Origin of the sequence: Pantoea sp. AN62 (assembly GCF_050432985.1) — a bacterium.
Taxonomy (GTDB): domain Bacteria; phylum Pseudomonadota; class Gammaproteobacteria; order Enterobacterales; family Enterobacteriaceae; genus Pantoea; species Pantoea brenneri.
Window position 1 is genome coordinate 26,458 of record NZ_JBNPYB010000010.1, and the last position, 24,904, is coordinate 51,361.

Annotated in this window: 23 protein-coding genes and 3 tRNA genes; 14 read left to right on the top strand and 12 right to left on the bottom strand. The window is 54.8% G+C overall.

The annotated features are described in order from the left end of the window. The first annotated feature begins 26 nt into the window (after positions 1 to 26). The 3 genes from FHW04_RS12895 (at position 27) to rnt (ending at position 2,431) form a co-directional block, all read left to right on the top strand. Positions 27 to 1,124 carry an alkene reductase gene (locus tag FHW04_RS12895; RefSeq protein ID WP_089561250.1) on the top strand — a complete coding sequence of 366 codons (1,098 nt, stop codon included), beginning with the start codon at positions 27 to 29 and terminating at the stop codon, positions 1,122 to 1,124. 114 nt (positions 1,125 to 1,238) lie between these two features. Then, the gene (gene gloA / locus FHW04_RS12900) at positions 1,239 to 1,646 is read left to right on the top strand and encodes a lactoylglutathione lyase (protein WP_031375718.1); all 408 of its coding nucleotides are present in this window, start codon (positions 1,239 to 1,241) and stop codon (positions 1,644 to 1,646) included. Positions 1,647 to 1,765: 119 nt separating this feature from the next. Then, entirely contained in the window at positions 1,766 to 2,431 is a 666-nt protein-coding gene (gene rnt, locus FHW04_RS12905) for a ribonuclease T (protein ID WP_031375717.1), read from the top strand. A 45-nt stretch (positions 2,432 to 2,476) separates the two neighbouring features. Here rnt and FHW04_RS12910 read toward each other — a convergent pair whose 3' ends face one another. Then, positions 2,477 to 2,812 carry a Grx4 family monothiol glutaredoxin gene (locus FHW04_RS12910; protein WP_176035873.1) on the bottom strand — a complete coding sequence of 112 codons (336 nt, stop codon included), beginning with the start codon at positions 2,810 to 2,812 and terminating at the stop codon, positions 2,477 to 2,479. 364 nt (positions 2,813 to 3,176) lie between these two features. Here FHW04_RS12910 and FHW04_RS12915 point away from each other — a divergent pair, with 364 nt between their 5' ends. Then, positions 3,177 to 3,971: a C40 family peptidase gene (locus FHW04_RS12915; RefSeq protein WP_031375715.1), complete on the top strand. Its 795-nt coding sequence runs from the start codon at positions 3,177 to 3,179 to the stop codon at positions 3,969 to 3,971. 59 nt (positions 3,972 to 4,030) lie between these two features. On the opposite strand, the gene FHW04_RS12920 is transcribed toward FHW04_RS12915, so the two are convergent. Continuing rightward, positions 4,031 to 4,120: a YnhF family membrane protein gene (locus tag FHW04_RS12920; RefSeq protein ID WP_122983609.1), complete on the bottom strand. Its 90-nt coding sequence runs from the start codon at positions 4,118 to 4,120 to the stop codon at positions 4,031 to 4,033. A 281-nt stretch (positions 4,121 to 4,401) separates the two neighbouring features. On the opposite strand from FHW04_RS12920, the gene purR reads away from it, so the two are divergent. Next, entirely contained in the window at positions 4,402 to 5,427 is a 1,026-nt protein-coding gene (gene purR / locus FHW04_RS12925; RefSeq protein WP_031375714.1) for an HTH-type transcriptional repressor PurR, read from the top strand. Here the strand turns inward: purR and punR are convergent. After that, a complete protein-coding gene (gene punR / locus FHW04_RS12930) occupies positions 5,424 to 6,329 on the bottom strand; it encodes a DNA-binding transcriptional activator PunR (RefSeq protein WP_031375713.1) in 906 nt (301 codons plus the stop codon). The genes purR and punR overlap by 4 nt on opposite strands. A gap of 106 nt (positions 6,330 to 6,435) precedes the next feature. Between punR and punC the strand changes: the two genes are divergently transcribed. Together punC and cfa are read left to right on the top strand one after the other, a co-directional pair. Further along, a complete protein-coding gene (gene punC, locus FHW04_RS12935) occupies positions 6,436 to 7,638 on the top strand; it encodes a purine nucleoside transporter PunC (protein ID WP_089561249.1) in 1,203 nt (400 codons plus the stop codon). A 312-nt stretch (positions 7,639 to 7,950) separates the two neighbouring features. Continuing rightward, a complete protein-coding gene (cfa, locus tag FHW04_RS12940) occupies positions 7,951 to 9,099 on the top strand; it encodes a cyclopropane fatty acyl phospholipid synthase (protein ID WP_031375712.1) in 1,149 nt (382 codons plus the stop codon). Positions 9,100 to 9,152: 53 nt separating this feature from the next. On the opposite strand, the gene FHW04_RS12945 is transcribed toward cfa, so the two are convergent. Continuing rightward, positions 9,153 to 9,812 carry a riboflavin synthase gene (locus tag FHW04_RS12945; RefSeq protein ID WP_069728229.1) on the bottom strand — a complete coding sequence of 220 codons (660 nt, stop codon included), beginning with the start codon at positions 9,810 to 9,812 and terminating at the stop codon, positions 9,153 to 9,155. Positions 9,813 to 10,017: 205 nt separating this feature from the next. Here FHW04_RS12945 and FHW04_RS12950 point away from each other — a divergent pair, with 205 nt between their 5' ends. The 6 genes from FHW04_RS12950 to FHW04_RS12975 all read left to right on the top strand — a co-directional run bounded on the left by FHW04_RS12950 (position 10,018) and on the right by FHW04_RS12975 (position 14,085). After that, the gene (locus FHW04_RS12950; RefSeq protein WP_031375711.1) at positions 10,018 to 11,391 is read left to right on the top strand and encodes an MATE family efflux transporter; all 1,374 of its coding nucleotides are present in this window, start codon (positions 10,018 to 10,020) and stop codon (positions 11,389 to 11,391) included. A 153-nt stretch (positions 11,392 to 11,544) separates the two neighbouring features. Continuing rightward, positions 11,545 to 11,621 (top strand) — tRNA-Val (locus FHW04_RS12955). 3 nt (positions 11,622 to 11,624) lie between these two features. Then, positions 11,625 to 11,701 (top strand) — tRNA-Val (locus tag FHW04_RS12960). A gap of 10 nt (positions 11,702 to 11,711) precedes the next feature. Next, positions 11,712 to 11,788 (top strand) — tRNA-Val (locus FHW04_RS12965). Positions 11,789 to 12,132: 344 nt separating this feature from the next. Next, entirely contained in the window at positions 12,133 to 13,545 is a 1,413-nt protein-coding gene (gene pykF / locus FHW04_RS12970; protein WP_031375710.1) for a pyruvate kinase PykF, read from the top strand. Between the two features lie 303 nt (positions 13,546 to 13,848). Further along, positions 13,849 to 14,085: a major outer membrane lipoprotein gene (locus FHW04_RS12975; RefSeq protein WP_006118977.1), complete on the top strand. Its 237-nt coding sequence runs from the start codon at positions 13,849 to 13,851 to the stop codon at positions 14,083 to 14,085. Between the two features lie 79 nt (positions 14,086 to 14,164). Here the strand turns inward: FHW04_RS12975 and FHW04_RS12980 are convergent, their stop codons facing one another. Genes FHW04_RS12980 through sufA form a run of 7 tightly spaced genes read right to left on the bottom strand, consistent with a single transcriptional unit; the run spans position 14,165 to position 20,827 of the window. Then, the gene (locus FHW04_RS12980) at positions 14,165 to 15,190 is read right to left on the bottom strand and encodes a L,D-transpeptidase family protein (protein WP_089561248.1); all 1,026 of its coding nucleotides are present in this window, start codon (positions 15,188 to 15,190) and stop codon (positions 14,165 to 14,167) included. Positions 15,191 to 15,246: 56 nt separating this feature from the next. Next, a complete protein-coding gene (sufE, locus tag FHW04_RS12985) occupies positions 15,247 to 15,663 on the bottom strand; it encodes a cysteine desulfuration protein SufE (protein WP_031375709.1) in 417 nt (138 codons plus the stop codon). A 21-nt stretch (positions 15,664 to 15,684) separates the two neighbouring features. Continuing rightward, on the bottom strand, positions 15,685 to 16,908 hold the full coding sequence (gene sufS, locus FHW04_RS12990) for a cysteine desulfurase SufS (RefSeq protein ID WP_089561263.1): 1,224 nt from the start codon (positions 16,906 to 16,908) through the stop codon (positions 15,685 to 15,687). Beyond that, positions 16,908 to 18,188 (bottom strand): Fe-S cluster assembly protein SufD, encoded by a 1,281-nt coding sequence (sufD, locus tag FHW04_RS12995; protein WP_031375707.1) that lies wholly within the window; start codon positions 18,186 to 18,188, stop codon positions 16,908 to 16,910. Before sufD ends, sufS begins: the two co-directional genes overlap by 1 nt. Continuing rightward, on the bottom strand, positions 18,163 to 18,909 hold the full coding sequence (sufC, locus tag FHW04_RS13000) for a Fe-S cluster assembly ATPase SufC (protein WP_031375706.1): 747 nt from the start codon (positions 18,907 to 18,909) through the stop codon (positions 18,163 to 18,165). Before sufC ends, sufD begins: the two co-directional genes overlap by 26 nt. A 42-nt stretch (positions 18,910 to 18,951) precedes the next feature. Further along, positions 18,952 to 20,445, bottom strand: a complete 1,494-nt coding sequence (gene sufB, locus FHW04_RS13005) for a Fe-S cluster assembly protein SufB (protein WP_031375705.1) — start codon at positions 20,443 to 20,445, stop codon at positions 18,952 to 18,954. Positions 20,446 to 20,452: 7 nt separating this feature from the next. Beyond that, a complete protein-coding gene (gene sufA, locus FHW04_RS13010) occupies positions 20,453 to 20,827 on the bottom strand; it encodes a Fe-S cluster assembly scaffold SufA (protein WP_031375704.1) in 375 nt (124 codons plus the stop codon). Positions 20,828 to 21,216: 389 nt separating this feature from the next. Here sufA and FHW04_RS13015 point away from each other — a divergent pair, with 389 nt between their 5' ends. Next, complete coding sequence (locus FHW04_RS13015; RefSeq protein WP_089561262.1) at positions 21,217 to 21,621, top strand: hypothetical protein; 405 nt, start codon at positions 21,217 to 21,219, stop codon at positions 21,619 to 21,621. Positions 21,622 to 21,654: 33 nt separating this feature from the next. On the opposite strand, the gene ydiJ is transcribed toward FHW04_RS13015, so the two are convergent. Then, complete coding sequence (gene ydiJ / locus FHW04_RS13020) at positions 21,655 to 24,708, bottom strand: D-2-hydroxyglutarate dehydrogenase YdiJ (protein WP_089561247.1); 3,054 nt, start codon at positions 24,706 to 24,708, stop codon at positions 21,655 to 21,657. Positions 24,709 to 24,904: the final 196 nt, after the last annotated feature.

Genomic DNA, 24,904 nt, shown 5'->3' on the forward strand with positions numbered 1-24,904 from the left:
GACTGGTCTACTAATCAGGAGCTAATATGGCGAGTACCCAGCTGTTTCGTCCGCTGAAAGTCGGCGCGATTACCGTGCCAAACCGCGTTTTTATGGCGCCGTTGACCCGTCTGCGCAGTATTGAGCCAGGCGATATTCCTACCCCGATGATGGGCGAATATTACCGCCAGCGCGCCAGTGCCGGTTTGATCATTACCGAAGCCACCCAGGTCTCTTTCCAGGCGAAAGGCTATGCTGGTGCACCAGGCTTGCATACTCAACCGCAGATTGCGGCGTGGAAAGCGATTAACGAAGGCGTTCATCAGGCTGGCGGACACACTGCCGTGCAGCTGTGGCACACCGGCCGCATCTCACATAACAGCGTGCAGCCAGACGGTAAAGCACCGGTTGCGCCCTCCGCTATCGCCGCTGGCACCCGCACCTCGCTGCGTGCCGCTGACGGCAGCGTTTATCGCGAAGACACCTCGTTGCCACGTGAACTGACAGTGGCCGAAATTCAGCAGATCGTGGTCGATTTCGGTCAGGCGGCAGCCAATGCCCGTGAAGCTGATTTCGACCTGCTGGAACTGCACTCGGCGCACGGTTATCTGATCCATCAGTTCCTCGCACCGGGCTCTAACCAGCGTACCGACGAATATGGCGGCAGCATTGAAAAACGTGGCCGTTTTGCACTGGAAGTGGTTGATGCCGTGATCGCTAACTGGTCAGCCGACCGGATTGGTATCCGCGTATCGCCGATCGGCAGCTTCCAGAATCTGGATAACGGTCCGGATGAAGAAGAAGCGGCGCTGTGGTACATCGGTGAACTGGCGAAGCGCAATATCGCCTATCTGCACCTCTCCGAGCCTGACTGGGCCGGCGGTAAGCCATACAGCGACGCGTTCCGTGAGAAAGTTCGTAACCTGTTCCCTGGCGCAATCATCGGCGCGGGTGCCTACACCGTTGAGAAAGCGGACGACCTGATTGCGCGTGGTCTGATCGACGCGGTCGCGTTTGGTCGCGATTACATCGCCAACCCGGATCTGGTGGAGCGCCTGCAGCAGGATGCGCCACTCAACCCGCAGCGTCCGGAGAGCTTCTACGGCGGCGGTGCTGAAGGCTATATCGATTACCCAACGCTGTAAGAGAGCGGGCTGCCATCCGGGATGATGGCAGCCATTATTCATTGGCGATTTTGATCGCTATACTTAGCGCTTGTGTCATCCGGCGATGGCGTTTTGATTATTAAAGAGGATGTTATGCGTTTACTTCATACCATGCTGCGCGTTGGCGATCTGCAACGCTCAATCGACTTCTATACTCGCGTGCTGGGCATGCGCGTGCTGCGTCAGAGTGAAAATACCGAATATAAGTATACGCTGGCGTTTGTTGGCTATACCGAAGAGAGCGAAGGCGCAGTGATCGAACTGACCTACAACTGGGGCGTTGATAAGTATGACCTCGGTAACGCTTACGGTCACATCGCGCTGGGCGTCGACGACGTTGCTGCAGCCTGCGAACGTATCCGTAACGATGGCGGCAACGTTACTCGTGAAGCGGGTCCAGTGAAAGGTGGCTCAACCATCATCGCCTTTGTTGAAGATCCCGATGGTTATAAAATCGAACTGATCGAGAACAAACACGCCGGTCACGGCCTGGGCAACTAAGCCTGCTCTTCAGCCTGCCCTGTCGGGTGGGCTGACCTCTTCTGCTCCTCTTCATCTGCTGCACCCGGGCCAGATTTTTGCCATAATGCGCGCTGCCCTTTTTCTGCAATGAGATCCTGATGTCTGAATCGAATTCCCCCAATGCACTCAATCAACGTTTCCGTGGCTTCTATCCGGTGGTCATCGACGTCGAAACCGCCGGCTTCAACGCGCAGACTGACGCGCTGCTGGAGATTGCCGCTACCACGCTGAAAATGGATGATGAGGGCTGGATCCATCTCGACCAGACGCTGCATTTTCACGTTGAACCGTTTGTTGGATCGCTACTGCATCCTGAAGCGCTGGCGTTCACCGGTATCGATCCCAGCAATCCGCTGCGCGGCGCAGTGAGTGAATATGAGGCGCTGCACGCCATCTTTAAGATGGTGCGTAAAGGCATTAAGGATACCGGCTGCAATCGCGCCATTATGGTCGCGCATAATGCGACGTTTGATCTGAACTTCATGAACGCGGCCGCCGAGCGTGCCAGTCTGAAGCGCAATCCTTTCCACCCGTTTGCCACCTTTGATACCGCGGCGCTGAGCGGACTGGTGCTCGGACAGACCGTGCTGGCGAAGGCGTGTAAAGCCGCGGGTATGGCGTTTGACAGCACCCAGGCACACTCGGCGCTGTATGATACTCAGCAGACCGCTATTTTGTTCTGTGAACTGGTGAATCGCTGGAAACGGCTGGGTGGCTGGCCCCTGCCCTTCGCCGAAGGCGAAGCAGCCGCGAGCGCTGACTGAAGAATCTGCAATGAAAAAGGCCGACGCGATGTCGGCCTTTTTGTTTTATTCCGCTTCTTTAAACTTCTCTGCGGTCTCTTTAATCAGCGACTGCAGTTCACCGCGCTGGAACATCTCGACGATGATGTCACATCCGCCGACCAGTTCGCCATCAATCCACAGCTGCGGGAAGGTTGGCCAGTTGGCATATTTCGGCAGCTCTGCACGAATGTCTGGGTTCTGCAGAATATCCACGTAAGCAAAACGCTCACCGCAGGCTGACAGCGCCTGTACCGCCTGCGCAGAGAAACCGCAGCTTGGCAGTTTCGGGGAACCTTTCATGTACAGCAGGATCGGGTTTTCTGCGATCTGGCGCTGAATTTTTTCTACAGTACTCATAATTGCCTTCCTTAATTCGTCACTTCGTGTTTGTTTATTGTAGCGACTTCGCACCAGGACTGAAAACGAGATTTTGGGGGTTGCCCGATTAAATCGCCATGTTTGTTAAGTCCTCTTTTCGGCCCTGTTAACTCCCGATTATTAACTACAAGTAACATATTAATAATTTGCAATAGTTTTGTAGATATAAGACGCTGAAAATGCTCATTTTCAGCGCAAACGGGCGAGGCCGAAAGATTAATAAAAAAAGGCGTTACGGTTTTCAGGTGAACTGGACTAGAATGGCTTCGGCGCTGATCCTGGATCAGATTTTTCCCAACTTTGTCGCGGTGCGTAGTGGCCCTGACAACTTAACTAAAACCGGACTATGCGTTTAATCATTACGCTTTTCATCCTTGCCTTTGCGCAACTGTTCTTCAACATCGCTTCTGCTTCCCCGCAGGCGCCGGTGAATGTCAGTTCGCATAAAGCAGAGAAAAAGAGTGCGCGCGAAGATGAGCGCCGCAAGCGTCGCCCGTTGAAAACGTCGGCGAAGAAAACACGCGTCAGCCCGGTCCAGAAGCTCAAACTCAAAAAACAGAAAAAAAGCGAACTCACCGCCAGTCATCTTCCCGCAAAGAAAAGCAAAACCCTGCTCAAAACCGCCAGTAAGAAACGCTACGGCCATCAGCGTCTGCTTAAAACGGCTGACGCCAGCAGCAATGACAGCGGTGACACCGGCACCATTAAAATGAGCAAGTCACATCGCCAGCGCTACCAGAAGGCGCGCGAGACGGCGATGACCAAGTTGATGGGCCAGCTGGGTAAACCCTATCAGTGGGGCGGCACCTCACCGCACACCGGTTTCGACTGCAGCGGTCTGGTGTGGTACGCCTATAAAGATCTGGTTAAATTTAAGATCCCGCGTACCGCCAATGAGATGTACCACCTGCGCGACGCCGCGCCGGTAAAACGTGAGTCGCTGGAGAAAGGCGATTTAGTCTTCTTCCGGATTAATGGTCGCGGCACCGCCGATCACGTTGGGGTTTATCTCGGCAACGGCAAATTTATTCAGTCGCCACGCACCGGCAAAGATATTCAGATCAGTGCGCTGGGTGAAGATTACTGGCAGCGCCACTACATCGGCGCGCGTCGGGTGATGACGCCGAAAACCATTCGTTAAGCGGATTCGCTACGCGATTAACCAGACAGAGAAAAGCCGGGCGATGCCCGGCTTTTTCATTAGTGCAGCACAGCTGTAAAGCTAAAGGCGACAATCATCAGCAGACAGCCGACGGTAGTCATCAGGGCCAGTTTCAAATCTGTACTCATTTACCGCTCCTTAGTCACACATTTTGTAGGGATAAGCCATTTTCCCATACGGGCCGGTAAAAATCTCGTTTTATCCGTCCAGCCTTGTTAGAATCCTGCCTTTGTTGCGCAACGCGCGCAGCCCCGGTTCCGTTTGCTCTCCTTTTCAGGCGCTCATTACCCGCCAGACGCCTGTTTACCGGCCAGAAAAGCTGCATAATTGCGGAGAAAACCCTGAGCAGACGCAAACGTTTAACATTATGCTTATCATTGCGTTAGATAAGCCCTGGAGTCCGATTTTAATGGCAACAATTAAAGATGTGGCAAAACGCGCCGGCGTCTCAACGACCACCGTTTCGCACGTCATCAACAAAACGCGTTTTGTCGCTGAAGAGACGCGCAACGCCGTCTGGCAGGCGATTCAGGAACTGCACTATTCGCCGAGCGCCGTAGCGCGCAGCCTGAAAGTGAATCACACCAAAACGCTGGGCCTGCTGGCAACCTCGAGCGAAGCGCCCTACTTTGCTGAAATTATTGAGGCGGTGGAGAATCACTGCTTCGACAAAGGTTACACCCTGATTCTGGGCAATGCGCATAACGACCTGCAAAAGCAGCGAGCCTATCTCAGCATGATGGCGCAGAAGCGCGTCGATGGTTTGCTGGTGATGTGTTCTGAGTATCCGGACGATCTGCTGAAGATGCTGGAAGAAAATCGTAATATCCCGATGGTGGTGATGGACTGGGGCGAGTCACGCGCCGACTTCACCGACACGGTGCTGGATAATGCGTTTCAGGGCGGCTATCTGGCCGGACGTTATCTGATTGAGCGCGGTCACCGTGAGATTGGCGCGATTCCCGGTCAGATGGAGCGCAACACCGGCGGCGGACGTCATGCTGGTTTCCTCAAGGCGCTGGAAGAAGCCGGCATTCAGCCGCGTGCCGAATGGATCGTGCAGGGCGACTTCGAACCGGAATCAGGCTATCAGGCGATGCAGCAGATCCTGTCGCAGAAACAGCGCCCGACCGCGGTGTTCTGCGGTGGTGATATCATGGCGATGGGCGCGATTTGCGCCGCCGATGAGATGGGTTTGCGGGTGCCGCAGGACATTTCGGTGATCGGATATGACAATGTGCGCAACGCGCGCTACTTCGCGCCTGCGCTGACTACCGTGCATCAGCCAAAAGCACAACTGGGTGAGAAAGCGCTGGAGATGCTGCTTGACCGCATCACCAGTAAACGAGAGGTTTCTCAGACCATCGAAGTGCATCCGACGCTGATTGAACGTCGTTCCGTGGCTGACGGTCCGTTCCGCGACTATCGCCGTTAATCTTCGCTTAACCACTCCTGATTAAGCGTTTGCGCATCACCCAGATAGCTGAGTAACCAGCCAGTCGCCGGTGATGCGCGATCTTCCGCCCAGCTTACGCAACAGGGGCTGTCCGGAAATGCAACCGGCAACGTCAGCTCCACCAGCGCTCCGCTGTCCAGTAATGGCCGCGCCAGATGCCCCGGCACCATCGCCACACACAATCCCGCCAGCACGCAATCCAGGCCGGTCTGCCATTCCGGCACCACCAGACGACGCTGATTGTCGAGCGTCCACGTCATCCGGCGTGGCAGCGCGCGTGAGGTATCTTCCAGCACCAGCGACGGCCAGCTGCGCAGGGTGTCGTCATCAATCTGACTCACGCCAGTCAGCGGATGGTGGTTCGCCACCACGCAGCGCCAGTTGAGCGTCCCCATGTCGCGAAAGGCAAAGCGTCCGCCGACCGGTATCGCCTGAGTGGCGCCGATGGCCACTTCAACCCGATCATCCGCCAGCGCATCCCAGACGCCGTTAAACACTTCATAACTGATGTGCAACTCCATGTCGGGGAAATGGCGGTAAAAATCTTTGACTAACTGCCGGGTGCGCTGCGGCTTGACGATGCAGTCGACCGCAATACTCAGCTGTCCACGCCAGCCGTTAGCCAGCTGCTGACACTGGCGGCGGGTGGCGAGCATTTTTTTGATAACGCTGCGCCCTTCACGGACAAAATGCTCGCCAGCGGGGGTTAATACCACCTCGCGATGCTGGCGCTCAAACAGCGGTACCGCCAGCCACGTTTCCAGCTGACGCACGGTATAGCTGATAGCAGACGGCACCCGATGCAGCTCCTGCGCCGCGGCGCTGAAGCTGCCACCGCGCGCCACCGCATCCACCACCTCTAATGCATATTCTGACCACATAATCTGCCTTCAAATTTTTTAACAGCAACCGGCAAATATTAGCGTTTCACAGCGGCAAACGCACCTTTTACACTCTGCCGCGTTCAACCTGCAAAATGAGAATCAGATGTCACCGACAAAAGGATTTATGCCTTATCTCGCTCTGCTGAGCATGCTGGGCTTTTTAGCCACCGATATGTACCTGCCCGCCTTCGGCGCGATGCAGCAAACTTTTAACACCTCACCCGGCCTGATCAGCGCCAGTATGAGCCTGTTCCTGGCGGGCTTTGCCTGCGGTCAGCTGTTCTGGGGACCGCTGTCAGATCGCATCGGCCGCAAGCCGGTATTGCTGGCCGGACTGGCGCTGTTTGCCGTCGGCTGCGCCGGTATGCTGTGGGTCAATAATATCTATCTGATGCTGGCGCTGCGCTTTATTCAGGCGATCGGCGTCTGTGCCGCAGCCGTTAGCTGGCAGGCGCTGGTTGTAGATCGTTATCCGGCGGCGCGCGCCAACAAGGTGTTCGCCACCATTATGCCACTGGTGGCACTCTCACCAGCGCTGGCGCCGTTGCTGGGCGCCTGGCTGATCAGCCATTTTCACTGGCGGTCTATTTTTCTGGTGCTGACGCTGATTGCCGTGGCCTTGATCCTCACTACCCTGCGTCTGCCGGCCAGCCGTAAAGCCAAAGGTCAGCAAGGCGCACAGCCTGGCTTTTTCACTCTGCTGAAGTCGCGGGTCTACAGTGGCAACGTGCTGATCTACTCCGCCTGTTCCGCCAGCTTTTTTGCCTGGCTGACCGGCTCGCCGTTTATTCTGGCCGATCTGGGCCTGACGCCAGCCGACATCGGTCTGAGCTATCTGCCACAAACCTTTGCATTCCTGATTGGCGGTTTCGGCTGCCGCGCCCTGCTCAACCGTTTTGCTGGTGCACAGTTGCTGCCGTGGCTGCTGGCGATCTACAGCCTGAGCATTCTGGCGCTGTTTGCGGTTGCGCTTTCCGGCCACAGTACGCTGGTCAGCCTGCTGCTGCCGTTCTGCGGCATGGCGCTGGCCAATGGTGCCATCTACCCGATCGTGGTTTCCGCTGCGCTGATGCCTTTCCCTGACGCCACCGGTAAAGCGGCAGCATTGCAGAATACTCTGCAACTGGGATTATGCTTCGCCGCCAGCCTGGCCGTCTCGGCCGGACTGACGCAGCCGCTGCTGACCACTACCCTGATGATGGCGCTGACTATCCTGCTTGCCCTGCTCGGCTTCGTGATGCAGCGTATTGCAAACGCACAATCTGATGTTGCCACCCCCTCTACCGCCTGCCAGGATAATCACTGAAGCAATGATTTTTTAGTTAGCAAACTAACAATAAGTCATTGAATATTGACCCTCGTGAGAATATACTCATTCGGGTCAATAATTCTGCAACAAATCAACAACATAATAACGTTACACATTGATTGGCAACCGGGTTGCCGGGATGGCGTCTGCGCGCAGGTTAGGGTTATCGCGCCGGATCGTTTTGCACCGTTTTAATCCTCTGTATCACGCCAGATATCTGGTTTACGGAGTCATCCGTGACTTTTCTCAATTCCTGAAGAAATTGACTATTCTTTTTCAGGTTAAGATTGGACAGGTGGTGGAGAAGCTATGAGTTCATCGTATGTAGAAGAAGTGAGCCTCGAAGAAAACCATTGGTATCGCATCGTTCATGAACTGCTGGATAAAGCAGATATCGAAATTAATGGCTCACGTAGCTGGGATATTCAGGTTAAAAACCCTGACTTCTTTAAACGTGTTTTGCAGGAGGGATCGCTGGGTCTGGGCGAAAGTTATATGGACGGCTGGTGGGAATGCGATCGGCTGGATATATTCTTCCACCACGTGCTCAAACATAAACTGGACCAGCAACTTCCACATCATTTTAAAGATACGCTGCGTATTGCCGCGGCGCGCTTAACCAACCTCCAGTCGAAAAAACGCGCCTGGATTGTCGGTAAAGAGCATTATGATTTAGGAAACGATTTGTTTTCTCTGATGCTCGATCCTTATATGCAGTACTCCTGTGGCTACTGGAAGGAAGCCACCACGCTCGCCGCCGCGCAGGAAGCAAAGCTGGATATGATTTGCCGCAAATTAGCGCTGGAGCCGGGCATGTCGCTGCTGGATATTGGTTGCGGCTGGGGCGGACTGGCAGAATTTGCCGCACGTCATTATGGCGTTAAAGTGCATGGTGTCACCATTTCGGCTGAACAGCAGAAACTGGCGCAGCAGCGCTGTGAAGGATTAGACGTCACCATTCTATTACAGGACTATCGCGATCTGAATGAACAGTTTGACCGTATTGTATCGGTCGGAATGTTTGAACATGTCGGTCCTAAAAATTACGCCACCTATTTTGATGTCGTCGATCGTAATTTAAAGCCAGACGGTATTTTCCTGCTGCACACAATCGGTGCAATTAAAACCGATATGAATGTGGATCCGTGGATCGATAAATATATTTTCCCGAATGGCTGTCTGCCTTCGGTACGACATATTGCTGACGCCAGTGAGCCGCATTTCATTCTGGAAGACTGGCATAACTTTGGCGCAGATTACGACACGACCCTGATGGCATGGTATGAACGCTTTATTCAGGCCTGGCCGCAGCTGGCGGATAGCTACGGTGAACGCTTTAAGCGTATGTTCTCTTACTACCTTAATGCCTGTGCTGGCGCATTCCGCGCACGTGACATTCAGTTATGGCAGGTGGTCTTCAGTCGGGGCGTGGAAGGCGGATTACGCGTGGCGCGTTGAGGCAGTCGTGGACCGGATTTACCATTAAAAAAGGCGCTGATGCGCCTTCTTTTTTAGCTTTCTGTCGTCGGTTGCCCGGTCAGCATATTCATCGCCGCCGCCGCATCACGCTGCGCTAATACCCGCTCAACAGTGTCGACAATCGCCTGAGTATGCGGATCAATCTCGATATTAACCCGGTCGCCAAAGGTTTTGGCCCCCAGGGTAGTGCGCTCCAGCGTTTCCGGGATCAGATAGACGCAGAATTTGGTACGGGTTACATCCCCTACCGTCAGGCTTATCCCATCGATGCCGACGAAGCCTTTGTGCAGGATATATTTCATCTGGGTCGGATCCTGGATCTTAAACCACACTTCGCGGTTATGTTCCGACTGGATAATTTTGCAGATTTCAGCGGTGGTCATAATATGACCGGACATCAGGTGTCCACCTATTTCATCGCTGAATTTCGCGGCGCGTTCAATATTGACCACATCCCCCTGGCGTAAATCGCCCAGGTTGGTGACGCGCAGGGTCTCTTTTATTAAATCAAAGCTGACCCGATCGCCCTCAATAGCCGTCACGGTTAAGCAGCAGCCGTTGTGTGCCACCGATGCGCCCAGTGCCAGGCCCGGCAATAATTCTTCCGGCAACCTGACGGTGTGAGTACGGAACAGCTCTTTCTCTTCAATGGACACTATTTCTGCGGTGCCCTGCACAATACCGGTAAACATAGTCTTTGCCTCTGCGAAGTTTGCGCTAGTTTATCACAGCTCACGTCCGCTGTTAGCTTTCAGCCAGCGGCGTAGCCTTACAGCGTAGCAAAACGCATGCAGTGACAAAGATTGGCGAATCCGGTATCGCCAGTTACACTAGCTGACGCAATTCCTGGGGCTTCCCTGCCCCGCCATTATTTCATTTAACTATTCAGGTGTTAACGTGCAGAAGTATTTAACAGAAGCGCGTCAATTGCTTGCCCTTGCGATTCCGGTCATCCTTGCTCAGGTGGCTCAAACCGCAATGGGATTTGTGGATACCATTATGGCCGGCGCCGTCAGCGCCACGGATATGGCCGCCGTCGCTGTCGGCACCTCTATCTGGCTTCCGGCCATCCTGTTTGGTCATGGTCTTCTGCTTGCATTGACGCCTACGGTTGCGCAACTCAACGGCTCTGGCCGCCGCGAACGCATCGCCGAGCAAATTCGCCAGGGTTACTGGCTGGCCCTGTTCGTCTCGCTGCTGATTATGGTGCTGTTATGGCATGCCGGCTACTTAATCCGGGCGATGCATGACATCGATCCGCTGCTGGCGCTGAAAGCAGAAGGCTATCTGCATGCCCTGCTGTTTGGCGCACCGGGTTATCTGTTTTTCCAGGTACTGCGTAATCAGTGTGAAGGCCTGTCGAAAACCAAGCCGGGTATGGTGCTGGGCTTTCTCGGCCTGATGGTCAATATTCCGCTGAACTACATCTTTATTTATGGCCATTTCGGCATGCCGGCGCTGGGCGGCGTGGGCTGTGGCGTGGCAACGGCCTCGGTCTACTGGGTGATGTTCATCTGTATGCGCTTCTGGGTACGCCGGATGAGAACCATGCGCGATATCCATCTGACCAGCAGCTGGTCACCGCCTTCGCGTCCGATTCTGACCCGTCTGATGACGCTGGGCTTACCGGTAGCGCTGGCGCTGTTCTTTGAAGTCACGCTGTTTGCTGTGGTTGCACTGCTGGTGTCGCCGCTGGGTATTGTTAACGTAGCCGGCCATCAGATCGCGCTGAACTTCAGTTCACTGATGTTCGTTCTGCCGCTGTCGCTGGGCGTGGCAACCACTATCCGGGTCGGCTATCGGCTGGGTCAGGGGTCAACCGAGCAGGCCAAAGTCGCCGCCTGGACTGCCCAGGGCGTCGGCATCAGCATGGCCGCGCTGACCGCGCTGTTTACCGTGACCTTCCGGCATCAGATCGCCCTGCTGTATAACGACAACCCGGAAGTGGTGACGCTGGCGGCGCAGTTGATGTTGCTGGCGGCCATCTATCAGTTCTCTGACTCGATACAGGTGATTGGCAGCGGTATTTTGCGCGGCTATAAAGATACCCGCTCGATCTTCTTTATCACCTTTATCGCCTACTGGCTGCTGGGCCTGCCGGCCGGTTATTTACTGGCGCTGACCGACTGGCTGGTGCCGCGGATGGGGCCGGCAGGCTTCTGGTGCGGCTTCATTGTCGGCCTGACGTCTGCGGCGGTAATGATGATTTGGCGGATCAGGCGCCTGCAACAGTCACCTGCCGAGGTGATCCTGACGCGCGCTGCGCGCTAACCGGTTGAGCGGGCGGTAAAAGGCCCGCGACGCCTAAAAAAACGACGCATAGCACAGTTGCTGTTCAGTCACGGTGAAAAAACCATTTTTCCCCTTGCCAGCCTCATCGGCTGCCGTTAATATTCGTCCCCGCTGTCGCCCAGACAGCGTGTTGCGCTCTTAGCTCAGTTGGTTAGAGCACCACCTTGACATGGTGGGGGTCGATGGTTCGAGTCCATTAGAGCGCACCAAGTGCGTCCGTAGCTCAGTTGGTTAGAGCACCACCTTGACATGGTGGGGGTCGGTGGTTCGAGTCCACTCGGACGCACCATTTCCTGTAAGCGTTCTTAGCTCAGTTGGTTAGAGCACCACCTTGACATGGTGGGGGTCGATGGTTCGAGTCCATTAGAACGCACCACTTTCAGAATTTCTCCCGCTTGCGCAAATCCCCCTTTTATTGATCTACATCTTTTCCGGAACTGCTTTTCGATTGGTTTTCGCATACTTAGCGACTATACTGTGCCGCGTTGTCCACTTGAAAGGTTTCAGCGATCACGTGCCTATTGCGATAACTCAGATAATTTGCGCAACACTCAGAAGGTGGTTACCAACCGTAACCGCACAACTTCCCTGCACGCCTGGCCTTCGTCACCTATTCTTACTCTGTATAGCCCGTTTCGATTTCAAACAGAATTCTCACTTCGATGCATTGCCATCGGATTTCGCCCTTTATCATCCATCACAACTTACAGATAACCCGTCATGAAAAAGACTAAGATCGTTTGTACTATCGGCCCGAAAACCGAATCAGAAGAGATGCTGACTCAGCTGCTTGAAGCCGGCATGAATGTTATGCGTCTTAACTTCTCCCACGGCGACTACGCCGAGCACGGCCAGCGCATCACCAACATGCGTGCCGTGATGGAAAAAACCGGTCGTCAGGCGGCTATCCTGCTGGACACCAAAGGCCCTGAAATCCGCACCATGAAACTGGAAGGTGGAAATGATGCGCCGCTGAAAGCGGGTCAGACTTTTACCTTCACCACCGACCAGAGCGTGATCGGCAACAGCGAGCGCGTTGCGGTGACCTATCCTGGCTTTACTGCTGACCTGAAAATCGGTAACACCGTGCTGGTCGACGATGGCCTGATCGGTATGGAAGTGACTGAAGTCACCGAAAACACCGTGGTGTGTAAAGTGCTGAACAATGGCGACCTCGGTGAAAACAAAGGCGTTAACCTGCCAGGCGTTTCTATCCAGTTGCCAGCGCTGGCAGAAAAAGACAAGCGCGACCTGATCTTCGGTTGTGAGCAAGGCGTCGATTTCGTTGCTGCGTCGTTCATCCGTAAGCGTTCAGACGTGCTGGAAATTCGTGAGCACCTGAAGCAGCACGGCGGTGAGCACATCCAGATCATCTCTAAAATTGAGAACCAGGAAGGCCTGAATAACTTCGACGAAATTCTCGAAGCATCAGACGGCATCATGGTTGCGCGTGGCGACCTGGGCGTTGAAATCCCGGTTGAAGAAGTAATCTTCGCGCAGAAGATGATGATCAAGAAGTGTAACAAAGCGCGCAAAGTGGTGATTACCGCTACTCAGATGCTTGACTCGATGATCAAAAACCCACGCCCTACCCGTGCTGAAGCGGGCGACGTGGCAAACGCCATCCTCGACGGTACTGATGCGGTTATGCTGTCAGGTGAAAGCGCCAAAGGGAAATACCCGCTTGAGTCAGTGACCATCATGGCCACTATCTGTGAGCGTACCGACCGCGTGATGAAGTCCCGCATCGATAGCCAGAACGACACCCGCAAGCTGCGTATCACCGAAGCGGTCTGCCGTGGTGCAGTTGAAACCGCTGAGAAACTGGAAGCCCCACTGATTGTGGTCGCGACTGAAGGCGGTAAGTCAGCTAAGGCAGTACGTAAGTACTTCCCGAACGCCACTATCCTGGCGCTGACCACCAATGCCACTACCGCGCGTCAGCTGATCCTGAGTAAAGGGATTGAGACCCGTCTGGTAACCGAGATCGCTTCTACCGACGATTTCTATCGTCTGGGTAAAGAAGCGGCACTGGAAAGTGGCTATGGTCAGAAAGGTGACGTGGTGGTGCTGGTGTCAGGTGCATTAGTACCAAGCGGAACTACCAACACCGCCTCAGTACACGTCCTGTAAAACTATTTTCACCATTTATTTAGAAGCGCCTTTCACGGGCGCTTTTTTTATTTGTACTTAATACAAATGTCGGAAAATTCCAATCGAAAATAACTATTCAATTTCACTTTATATTAAGGTTAATCCGATTAAATCTCTCTGTTTTCGCTAAATTTTTTTATCATCTTCTGCGATCCGCTGCTTCTTTGAGCGAACGATCAAATTTAAGCATCTTCTCATCAAAAATTTATTCTCAACTTAAAAAGCTTTGTGTAATACTTGTAACGCTACATGGAGATTAACTCAATCTAGAGGGTATAAATAATGAATCGTACTAAACTGGTACTGGGCGCGGTAATCCTGGGTTCAACTCTGCTGGCTGGTTGCTCAAGCAACGCTAAAATCGACCAGCTGTCTTCTGACGTTCAGACTCTGAACGCTAAAGTTGACCAACTGAGCAACGACGTGAACGCAGTGCGTTCAGACGTTCAGGCTGCTAAAGATGACGCAGCTCGCGCTAACCAGCGTCTGGACAACCAGGCTCACTCTTACCGTAAGTAAGAGTTCTGGTTTAAAAATGGCGCCTTTAAGGCGCCATTTTTTTTGCTTTGCGTTTACGCGGTTTCCCGCGTAACTGGCTTTACGGCGTGGCCGTTTCGGCTTCAGCCCGATCAACCGGCGCAGCAGAGGCCGATGAAGGCGTCTCCAGCCCCGCAGGCGGCGTTGTTTCACTCTGGACCGGCTCACCACTGCTTACCAGCACCGGCATGCCTGAGCGGCGCGTCAGGCTCGCTTTAATCAATGCGCTATCACTCTTATCGCTTTTGATAAATTGCTTCAGCCCGCCACTCAGTGCTAACGGCATGGTTTGTGGATCGTCCTTATCGTTGTGCGATAACGGCTGATGCACCTCGACGTAGCGTTTGCCATCCGGTTCCACCGCATACTTCACCGGCTGATTGATGATCTGCACCCGCGTACCTTTCGGCACCGAATTGAACAGCGCTTCGATATCCTCTGAACGCAAACGAATACAGCCTGAGCTGACGCGCATACCAATACCGAACTTCGCATTGGTGCCATGAATCAGATACTGGCCGCTACCGCGCGCCAGGCGCATTGCAAACAGCCCCATCGGGTTATCCGGCCCGGCAGGCACCACCGCGGGCAGCGTGATGCCCTCTTTGGCATAGCGCTTGCGAATATTCTGAGTTGGCGTCCAGGTCGGGTTAGGAATTTTCTGGCTGATTTGGGTCACCATCACCGGGGTTGCCGCCCCCAGCTGACCAATACCGATCGGATAGACGATGACCTTGTCTTCGCCTTTGGGATAGTAGTAGAGCCGCAGCTCGGCCAGATTCACTACAATGCCTTCTCGCGGGGTATCAGGCAGCAGCATCTGCAGCGGGACGGTGAGTTGTGTTCCGGCTTTCGGCAGCCAGGGATCGGTGCCTGGATTGGCTTCCAGCAGGCTAAGCAGGCCAACCTGATAGCGAGCCGCAATCTCTTCCAGTGGGCGTTTGTCGTCAGGAACCTGGGTCAGGACGTTTTCGCCAATCAGGCGACTGTCAGGTGGTGGCAGCGGGTATTCCGTGGCAAATGCGGGTGCAGAGAGCCCAAAACAGGTCAGCAGCAATGCACCGGCTAAACGTAAAGCAGGTTTCATGCAATTTTCTCGTCAGATAAAAAAACAGACGCCGGATGGCGTCTGTCGAGTGTAGCTTAGCTGAGGTTCTGAGCGGTATGGCGAATAGACCGAATCATCGCTTCCAGCCCCTGCGACCGGGTCGGCGTCAGGTGCTGCATCAGTGCCAGTTCACCGAACCAGTGGCGCACATCCAGCGCCACGATTTCGGCCGGCGGCAGATTCTGATAAAGGCTAAACACGATGGCAATCAAGCCCTTAACAATAGCAGCATCGCTGTCGCCTTCAAACGCAATGGTGCCATCTTCCTGCGGCGTCATCCTGATCCATACCTGGCTCTGACAACCTGAAATAGCATTCTCTGGCTGGTGCAAGCTTTCGGATGATTCCGGAAGTTTTGCACCCAGCTCAATGATGTAGAGATACTTCTCTTCCCAGTTGGCGCAACGGTTGAAGTTACGAACCAGTTTCTCTTTTTCTGGCAAGTTCGCCATCTGTCACTCCGTTAAAACTGTTCAGCCGCCCAGCAGACGATGAATACGTGTCAGTCCGGCCGCCAGACGATCCACTTCCTCTTCGCTGTTGTAGAAGGTGAAGGAGGCGCGACACATGGCAGGCACATTGTAATGGTGCATCAGCGGCATCGCACAGTGGTGACCGGTGCGGATCGCAATGCCGTACTGATCGAGGAAACTGCCAACGTCAAATGCGTGGTGCTTGCCCAGGTTGAAGGCGATCACCCCGGCGCGTGACTGCGGGCCGTAAATCCGGATGTCCGGTACCGAGGCCAGCTTATCGAGCGCATAATTCATCAGTGCCGTTTCGCGCTGATGAATGGTATCCAGTCCCAGCGCCTCGACGTAGGCCAGCGCTGCGCCAAAGCCGATAATCCCGCCGGTGTTCGGCGTACCGGCTTCAAAACGCCAGGGTGCGCTGTTCCAGGTGGTGCCGGTTGGCAGCAGTACGCGGTCGATCATCGATCCACCCCCTTCCCACGGCGGCATCTCATCAAGCAGCGCTTTACGCCCATAGAGAATGCCGACGCCGTTCGGGCCGTACAGCTTGTGGCTGGAGAAGACGTAGAAGTCGCAGCCGATATCCTGCACGTTCACTTTGTCGTGCATCACCGCCTGCGCGCCATCAATCAGCGTCACCACGCCCGCGGCTTTCGCCTGTGCGACGATCGCTTTCACCGGGTTGACCGTGCCGAGAACGTTAGAAACGTGCGTCACCGCCAGCAACCGGGTACGGCTGTCGATCAGTCCCGCCAGTTGCTCCAGTGCCAGCTCGCCATTATCGTTCAGCGGCAGAACCCGAATTTCAGCACCGGTACGCTGTGCCACCATCTGCCACGGCACGATGTTAGCGTGATGCTCCATCTCAGTGATGATCAGGTTATCGCCCGGCTGGAGGTTAGCACCGCCCCAGCTGTTGGCCACCAGATTGATGCCTTCAGTGGTGCCTTTGACGAACACGATCTCTTCCTGCGTGGCCGCATTCAGAAAACGGGCCGCCTGATCGCGCACGTTCTCCATGTCGCTGGTCGCCTGCTGGCTGAGCGTATGGATACCACGATGCACGGCCGCATAGCCGTGCTGGTAAAAATGGCTTTCGGCGTTGATTACCGACAGCGGACGTTGTGCGCTGGCCGCACTATCAAGATAGGCCAGCGGATGACCGTTGACCTCACGCTTCAGGATCGGAAAATCTTCCCTGATGCGTTCGAGATCGAAGCTCATCATGAGTCGCCTCCAGGAAAGCGCTCAGCGATACGCTGCAGCACTGCCTGACGCAATACCTCATTCTCCAGTGCTTCGGTCAGTTCCGCAGCAAAGGCATGAATGATCATGGTCTGGGCAGCATCCTGCTCAATACCGCGCGAGCGCAGATAGAACATCTGCTCATCATCGATGCGACCGATGGTGGCGCCGTGGCTGCACTTAACGTCATCCGCATAGATTTCCAGCTGCGGTTTGGTATCCACTTCGGCCAGACGTCCCAGCAACAGGTTGTTGTTGGTCATCTGTCCATCGGTTTTCAGCGCATGCTTCGCCACTTTGATGTGACCATTAAACACCGCACGGCCTTTATCGCGCACGATGGTTTTATGCATCTGGCGGCTCAGGCAGTAGCCTTTATTGTGCTCAAGGTAAGTACGGGTATCCGCCACTTCCTGACGCACCGGCAGCACCAGGCTGTTCACCGCCAGTTGGGTGTTTTCACCGTTCAGCTGAGTACTGGTGTTATGACGGCTCAGGCCCGCACCCAGCAGGAAGCTGGTGCTGCTGACCTGCGCATCGCTGCCGATCACCAGGTCGTTATGTGCGAAGTGATAACTTTCGCTGCTTTCAAACGCCAGTTTGGTGTGGGTCAGTTTTGCATTGTCGCCGACGGCAAAGGTAAAGCGGGCACCGGTGAAGTGCGCACTGCCATCCAGCGAAACGTAATGCTCAATCACTTCTGCTTCAGCGCTCTCATCCAGCTGCAGATGATGACGATGATGAACCGTGTTCATCCCGTTCTGCTGGCCGCTGGTGATGTGCAGCAGATAAAGCGGACGGGCCGCCGACTTGCCGCGCGCCAGACGCAGGAAGGTCACCTCTTCCGCCAGACTCTCGGTCAGGTGCAGGAAGACTTCCGGCTGCACGGCGGCCGGCAGTGGGCGACGTTCAGCCGCTACGCTGTGCTGAATCTCAAACAGATCGCTGTCGCGGCTGCTGAGTGCAGGCTGGAACTGGCCATCAACATAAACCAGACGCACCGCATCCAGTGGCAGAGCCAGCGCATCGACCTGCTCAGCGCTCAGCGTTTGCGGTGCCTGCGGCAGCACAAACTGTTGCGCCAGCAAGGTATCCAGCGAGGTGTATTTCCAGTTCTCATGCTTGCGGGTAGGCAAGCCGATCCGCATCAGTTGCTGCCAGTGCTGCTGTGCCTGCAGCGAACGCAGGTCGCCGCGCGATTCAAACAGGTGATGCCACTGTTGCAGCGCAGAATCACTCTTCGTCGGTAAGCCAGCCATAACCTTGCTCCTCCAGCTGTTTCACCAGCGAGAAGTCGCCAGATTTCACGATTTTGCCCTGATAAAGAACGTGTACGAAGTCTGGCTTGATGTAATCCAGAATACGCTGGTAGTGGGTAACGATGATGAAGGCACGCTTCTCATCGCGCAGGCTGTTAACGCCATTGGCCACAATTTTCAGCGCATCGATGTCCAGTCCGGAATCGGTTTCATCGAGGATACAGAGTTCCGGCTCCAGCGCCGCCATCTGCAGAATGTCGTTACGCTTCTTCTCACCACCGGAGAAGCCCACGTTTACTGAACGGGTCAGCAGATCTTCCGGCATCTTCAGCAGGTGAATTTTATCTTCGATAAAGTCCTGGAAATCGAAACGGTCCAGCTCTTCCTGCTGACGATATTTACGCACCGCGTTAACGGAGGTTTGCAGGAAGAACTGGTTGCTCACGCCAGGGATCTCAACCGGATACTGGAAGGCCATAAAGATACCTTCACCGGCACGCTCTTCCGGCGCCAGCTCCAGCAGATCTTTGCCTTTGAAGGTCACCGAACCGCCGGTCACTTCATAGTCTTCACGTCCGGCCAGCGTGGCAGAAAGCGTACTTTTACCTGAGCCGTTCGGGCCCATAATGGCATGGACTTCACCCGGTTTAATTTCGAGGTTCAGACCACGCAGAATGGCTTTATCTTCAACACTTACCTGTAAATCTTTAATGCTTAACATACTTATTCCTTCACATTGCTTCCGGCAACGCGTGTGACGGCATCAGCCCACACTGTGCTCAAGGCTGATGGCTAACAATTTTTGGGCTTCCACGGCAAATTCCAGCGGCAGCTCCGAAAATACGTCTTTACAGAAGCCGTTCACGATCATCGAGATGGCATCTTCTTCACTGATACCGCGTTGCAGACAGTAGAACATCTGGTCTTCGCCGATACGTGAGGTGGTGGCTTCGTGCTCAAGCTGGGCGGTGTTATTGCGGGTTTCAACATACGGGAAGGTATGTGCGCCGCAGTCCGGGCCAATCAGCATTGAGTCACACTGGGTAAAGTTACGCGCGTTGGTGGCGGTCGGCATGATCTTCACCAGGCCGCGATAGGTGTTCTCACTTTTACCGGCCGAAATCCCTTTCGAGATGATGGTCGATTTGGTGTTTTTACCAATGTGAATCATCTTGGTGCCGGTATCCGCCTGCTGGCGGCCGCTGGTCAGCGCCACAGAATAGAATTCGCCGACCGAGTAATCACCGCGCAGAATGCAGCTCGGGTATTTCCAGGTAATGGCTGAGCCGGTCTCAGACTGCGTCCAGGACATTTTACTGTGGTCACCTTCACACAGCGCACGCTTGGTAACGAAGTTAAGGATACCGCCCTCGCCTTCACCGCCCGGGAACCAGTTCTGCACCGTCGAATATTTCACTTCGGCATTTTTATGGATGATCACTTCCACCACGGCCGCGTGCAGCTGATAGCTGTCACGCACCGGCGCTGAACAACCTTCGATGTAGCTGACGTAACTGTCTTCATCGGCAATCAGGATGGTGCGTTCGAACTGACCGGTTTTGGCTGCGTTGATGCGGAAATAGGTCGACAGCTCCATCGGGCAACGGACGCCTTTCGGGATGTAGACAAACGTTCCGTCTGAAGCCACCGCCGAGTTCAGCGCGGCAAAGAAGTTATCGTTGGCCGGGACGACCGTGCCGAGATACTGCTTCACCAGCTCCGGGTGTTCCTGAATCGCTTCGCCGAAGGAACAGAAGATAATGCCCTGCTCCGCCAGCTTGCCGCGATAGGTCGTAGCCACCGAGACGGAGTCAAAAATAGCGTCAACGGCCACTTCACGACCTTCACGCACCGGGACACCTAGCTGGTTAAAGGCGTTTTCCACTTCCTGCGTCAGGTAATCGCTGGCCGGCGCGCTGCCTGATGCCTGGGTCGCACCCGGCTCAGAAGCGCAGCTGTCATCGCAGTTACCGCACGACGGTGCGGAATAGTAGCTGTAATCCTGGTAATCGAGTTTCTCGTAATGCGCTTTCAGCCAGTGAGGCTCTTCCATTTCAAGCCAGGCACGGAAAGCTTTAAGACGAAACTCCAGCATCCACTCTGGCTCGTTACGCTTGGCCGAGATCGCGCGCACCACATCTTCATTGATGCCGTTCGCAAATTCTTCGGTCTGCAGTTGGGTAAAGAAGCCCTCTTTATAGTTGAGCTTGCCGTCCCAGATTTGTACATCGTCAGATGTTTCGCTGTGTCGTGACATATTTCACTTACTCGACGCCAAAGCTTTCGCCACACCCGCAGGCGTGCTGAGCTTTAGGGTTATTGAATTTAAAAATCTGATTCAGGCCTTCGCGAACGTAATCCACTTCGGTGCCATCAACAAATGGCATCGCCTGAAGCGGCACAAACAGAGTTGCGCCGTGGAACGAGAACTGCAGATCGTCATCGACTGGCTCTTTCACCAGATCCATGACGTAACCAAACCCGGCGCAGCCGGATTGTTTCACGCCTAACCGTAGCCCCTTGACATCAGGGTCCTGAGCAGCCAGATTGAGAATTTGTTGCGCTGCGGTTTCAGTCAGCGTCAGCCCTTTCCAGACGAAATCGTCGGGTGAGAAAGAGTCTGCATTAACGGATGCCATGTTGATACCTCTTGAGTCCGGACCTTTTCAGGCTATCCCCCTATGGTAGTGATCTGACCGATCACTTCAACCTCTTGTTTTGCAGGGATAATCATCTTGTGCTGTTTTTTTCGCCTGTTTATTAAGCATAGACCCTTCAACTCACTTTGCGGTGAGACAGACCACGCGAAGAGTCCTGTTGTAACCTGTTAATAACGCACTCTTTTTTAAATTATGACTTTTCATAAAAGTGCTTATTAATAGGTTACGCCTTTCTACGATGTAAACAGATTGTTATTTCCGATTATACCGACAGGTCAGATAAATCGTTAAATTTTTCTGCCGCAGCAATTGCATTCCTCGCCCGGATGAATATGATAATTATTATCATTCACGTTCAGGGTGGCATTATGACGCTTTCAGTCTCTGCCTGGCTGCAGCATAAGATCGATGAATACAAATTTTCGGTACGCGATATCACCGTCGACTTCTACCTGGCGCAGGCCAGACTCGACCGGGCCGACTGTCCCATTCAGCAATTACGTCAGTTTAATGATACCTGTCTGGATATGGCAGAAGTCTGCCAGCTGAACGGAGATGACCAGAGCTATCTGCATGCCATGGGCAAACTGCATCATCGCCTGGTGCAGGAGATGGGAAATAGCGATCGCGATCGCCTGTTCCGCATTCAGGCCTACCAACTGGCGCGACTCTCCCTGACCCGTCTGTGCCATCAGCTGGCGATGATCGGTGAATGGGATAAAGCCACCGCGCTGCAAAGCGACTTTGTGCGTCACGCGGGCTGGATATTCTAATCCAGCCGCGTCGTGACGTCGCGCACAATTTTTTTACATTAGCGTTAAGAGCGCCTGCAGCGGATGGCGCATGCCGTTACCTTCCACCCGCTTGACCTGACTGCGGCAGGAGTAACCGGTGGCAAGACAGCGCTGACGCGGTAAGCGCTGTAGCTGCGGATGCCAGGAGAGCGCGTAGATCCCCAGCGAGTTTTCGAGGTTTTTCGTTTCGTGGCCGTAGGTGCCCGCCATGCCACAGCAGCCCACGTTGATATTCTCCAGCTTTGCGCCAAAACGGGAAAAAATCTCCTGCCACTGATTCGGCGCGGAAGGCAACGCCGTCACTTCGGTACAGTGTGCGAACAGATACCACGACTCGCCCGTAGTGCCCTGCACTTCCCGTTCCGCCAGCGCACTCTGCAACCACTCATGCACCAGCAGCACGCTGAAATCACCGCGTGTCTCGCCCAGCGTCTGACGATACTCATCGCGGTAGCAGAGCACGGTCGCAGGATCGACCCCAACCATCGGCATTCCCAGCCGTGCTACCCGGTTAAGGAAATCAGCGGTGCGGCTGGCGGTCCGGGCGAAGCGCTGCAGGAAGCCTTTCACATGCTGCGCTTTGCCATTCGGTGAGAACGGCAGTAGAACCGGTCGATAGCCGAGCTTCTCAATCAGCCGGATAAAATCATTCACCAGCTGCGCCTCATAGAAGCTGGTAAACGGATCCTGCACCACCAGCACGCATTTCGCCTGTTCAGCCGCCGGTAACCGTTCCAGCTGTTCCAGCGTCATGTTCATGGCGGGATGGCCGCTCAACTGCTGTTTCAGCGTCGGTGAAGAGAGTAGTGGCAGATCGACCATGCCGATCTGGCTTTTGCTCAGCTCTTTCAGCCACGGCTGGCGCAGAAAGAAGTTAAAGGTTTTGGGGGCCTTCGCCATTAATGGCGCGTAGCTTTCAACCGCCGCCACCAGATGATCGCTGACCGGACGCAGATAACGGGTGTGATAAAGCTGTAAGAAGCGCGAGCGGAAGCTGGGCACGTCAATTTTGATCGGGCACTGCGTTGAGCAGGCTTTGCAGGCCAGACAGCCCGACATCGCCTCTTTGACCTCATGCGAGAAATCGTATTCCCCTTTACTGGCGTGCCAGCTGTTGCGGGTACGGGCGATCAGCCCACGCAGCGAAAGCCGGCTCTCCGGTAACTGCTTCTCCAGCATCAGTGGATCCACGCCCTGATTAGCCAGTAGTCGCAGCCATTCCCGCGTCAGGGTCGCCCGGCCTTTGGGAGAATGGATACGGTTACGGGTGATCTTCATCGACGGACACATCGGGCTGCGAACATCAAAGTTAAAGCACAGGCCGTTACCGTTACACTCCATCGCGCCGCGCCATTCGTCACGCACCGTGAGCGGAATCTGACGATCGAAGGTGCCACGCTTCTCCGCATCGACCTGCATCATCTCGTCATGGCTGTCAAAAGGGGTGCAGATTTTGCCGGGATTGAGGCGGTTATGCGGATCGAATGCCGATTTAATGCGGCGCAGCTCATTGAACAGGGTTTCGCCAAAGAACGCCGGACTGTACTGCGCGCGGAAGCCTTTGCCGTGCTCGCCCCACAGCAATCCGCCGTAGCGCGCCGTCAGGGCCACCACTTCGTCGGAGATCTGCTTCATCATCATCTCCTGCTGCGGATCGCACATATCCAGCGCCGGACGGACATGCAGCACGCCAGCATCAACGTGACCGAACATGCCGTAACTCAGTCCGTGGCTATCGAGCAAGGCGCGGAATTCGACAATGTAATCCGCCAGGCTTTCCGGCGGGACGGCGGTATCTTCGACGAACGGGATCGGCTTGGCGCGGCCTTTGGCATTACCCAGCAGCCCCACCGCCTTTTTGCGCATGTTATAGATACGCTCAATGCCCTGCAGATCGTCGCAGAGCTGATAACCGATGACGCCGCCCTGCTGTTGCGCCATCAGCGCATCCAGCCGCGCACAGAGCTGGCTGATTTGACTGTCGATCAACGCAGCGTTATCACCGGCAAACTCGACAATGTTCAGCCCCAGCATCTCTTTATCCGGCACGTCGGTAATCAGTTCCCGCACTGAATGCCAGACGATATCTTCACGCGCCAGGTTAAGCACTTTTGAGTCGACGGTTTCGACCGACAGCGCCTGTGCTTCCACCATGAATGGCGCATTACGCAGTGCAGAATCGAACGAATCATATTTGATGTTGACCAGCCGCCGCACTTTAGGCAACGGCGTAATATCCAGCCGCGCTTCGGTGATAAAGGCCAGCGTCCCTTCGGCTCCGCACAGCAGGCGCGTCAGGTCGAAGGTTTGCATATCGTCGCTGAACACATGTCGCAGGTCGTAACCGGTCAGGAAGCGGTTGAGCCGCGGGAATTTTTCGAGGATCAGCTCACGCTGCTCACGACAGCGGCTCAGCACCTGCTGATAGATGCGCCCTTCCGGGGTTGCCGTGCGGGCAATCGTTTCAGCCAGCGCTGTCGCCATCGGCCGGGTATCGAGGATATCGCCCCCCAGCAGCACCGCTCGCAGACCAATGACGTGATCGGAAGTTTTGCCATACACCAGCGATCCCTGGCCGGAGGCGTCGGTATTGATCATCCCGCCCAGCGTCGCGCGATTACTGGTCGACAGTTCTGGCGAGAAGAAAAAGCCATACGGCTTAAGCCAGGCGTTCAACTGATCTTTGATGACGCCCGCTTCTACCCGCACCCAGCCCTCATCCGTATTGATCTCGAGGATGCGGTTCATGTAGCGCGACATATCAACAATAATGCCCTGGTTCAGCGACTGTCCGTTGGTGCCGGTGCCACCGCCGCGTGGCGTGAAGACCAGGCTTTCAAAGCGTGGCTCGCCTGCCACCCGGGCGATCAGCGCAACGTCAGCGGTTGAGCGCGGAAACAGCGCCGCGTCGGGCAGCAGCTGATAGATGCTGTTATCGGTAGAGAGTGAAAGGCGGTCAGCATAGCTGGTGGCGGTGTCGCCGGTAAAACCCTGCTCTTTCAGCGACTCAAGGAATGTCAGCACCAGTTGAACGAGGCCCGGCGCCTGCGAAATCTGTGGGATCATTATTGTCTAACCGAAGATGTTGTAAACGTTTGCGTTTGCGCGTTTGCGGTCCCTCGTTTTATCACATTTTTTGGCTGACCGCCGTTTTTTCAGGAAAGGGAAAAACCTTTCCCTGCTGCTCTGTTTAATCCGCACTAAATAGATCATGATAAAAACGGGCACCGAGAGCCCGGCAATGAAGGATTTAGACGAGGTT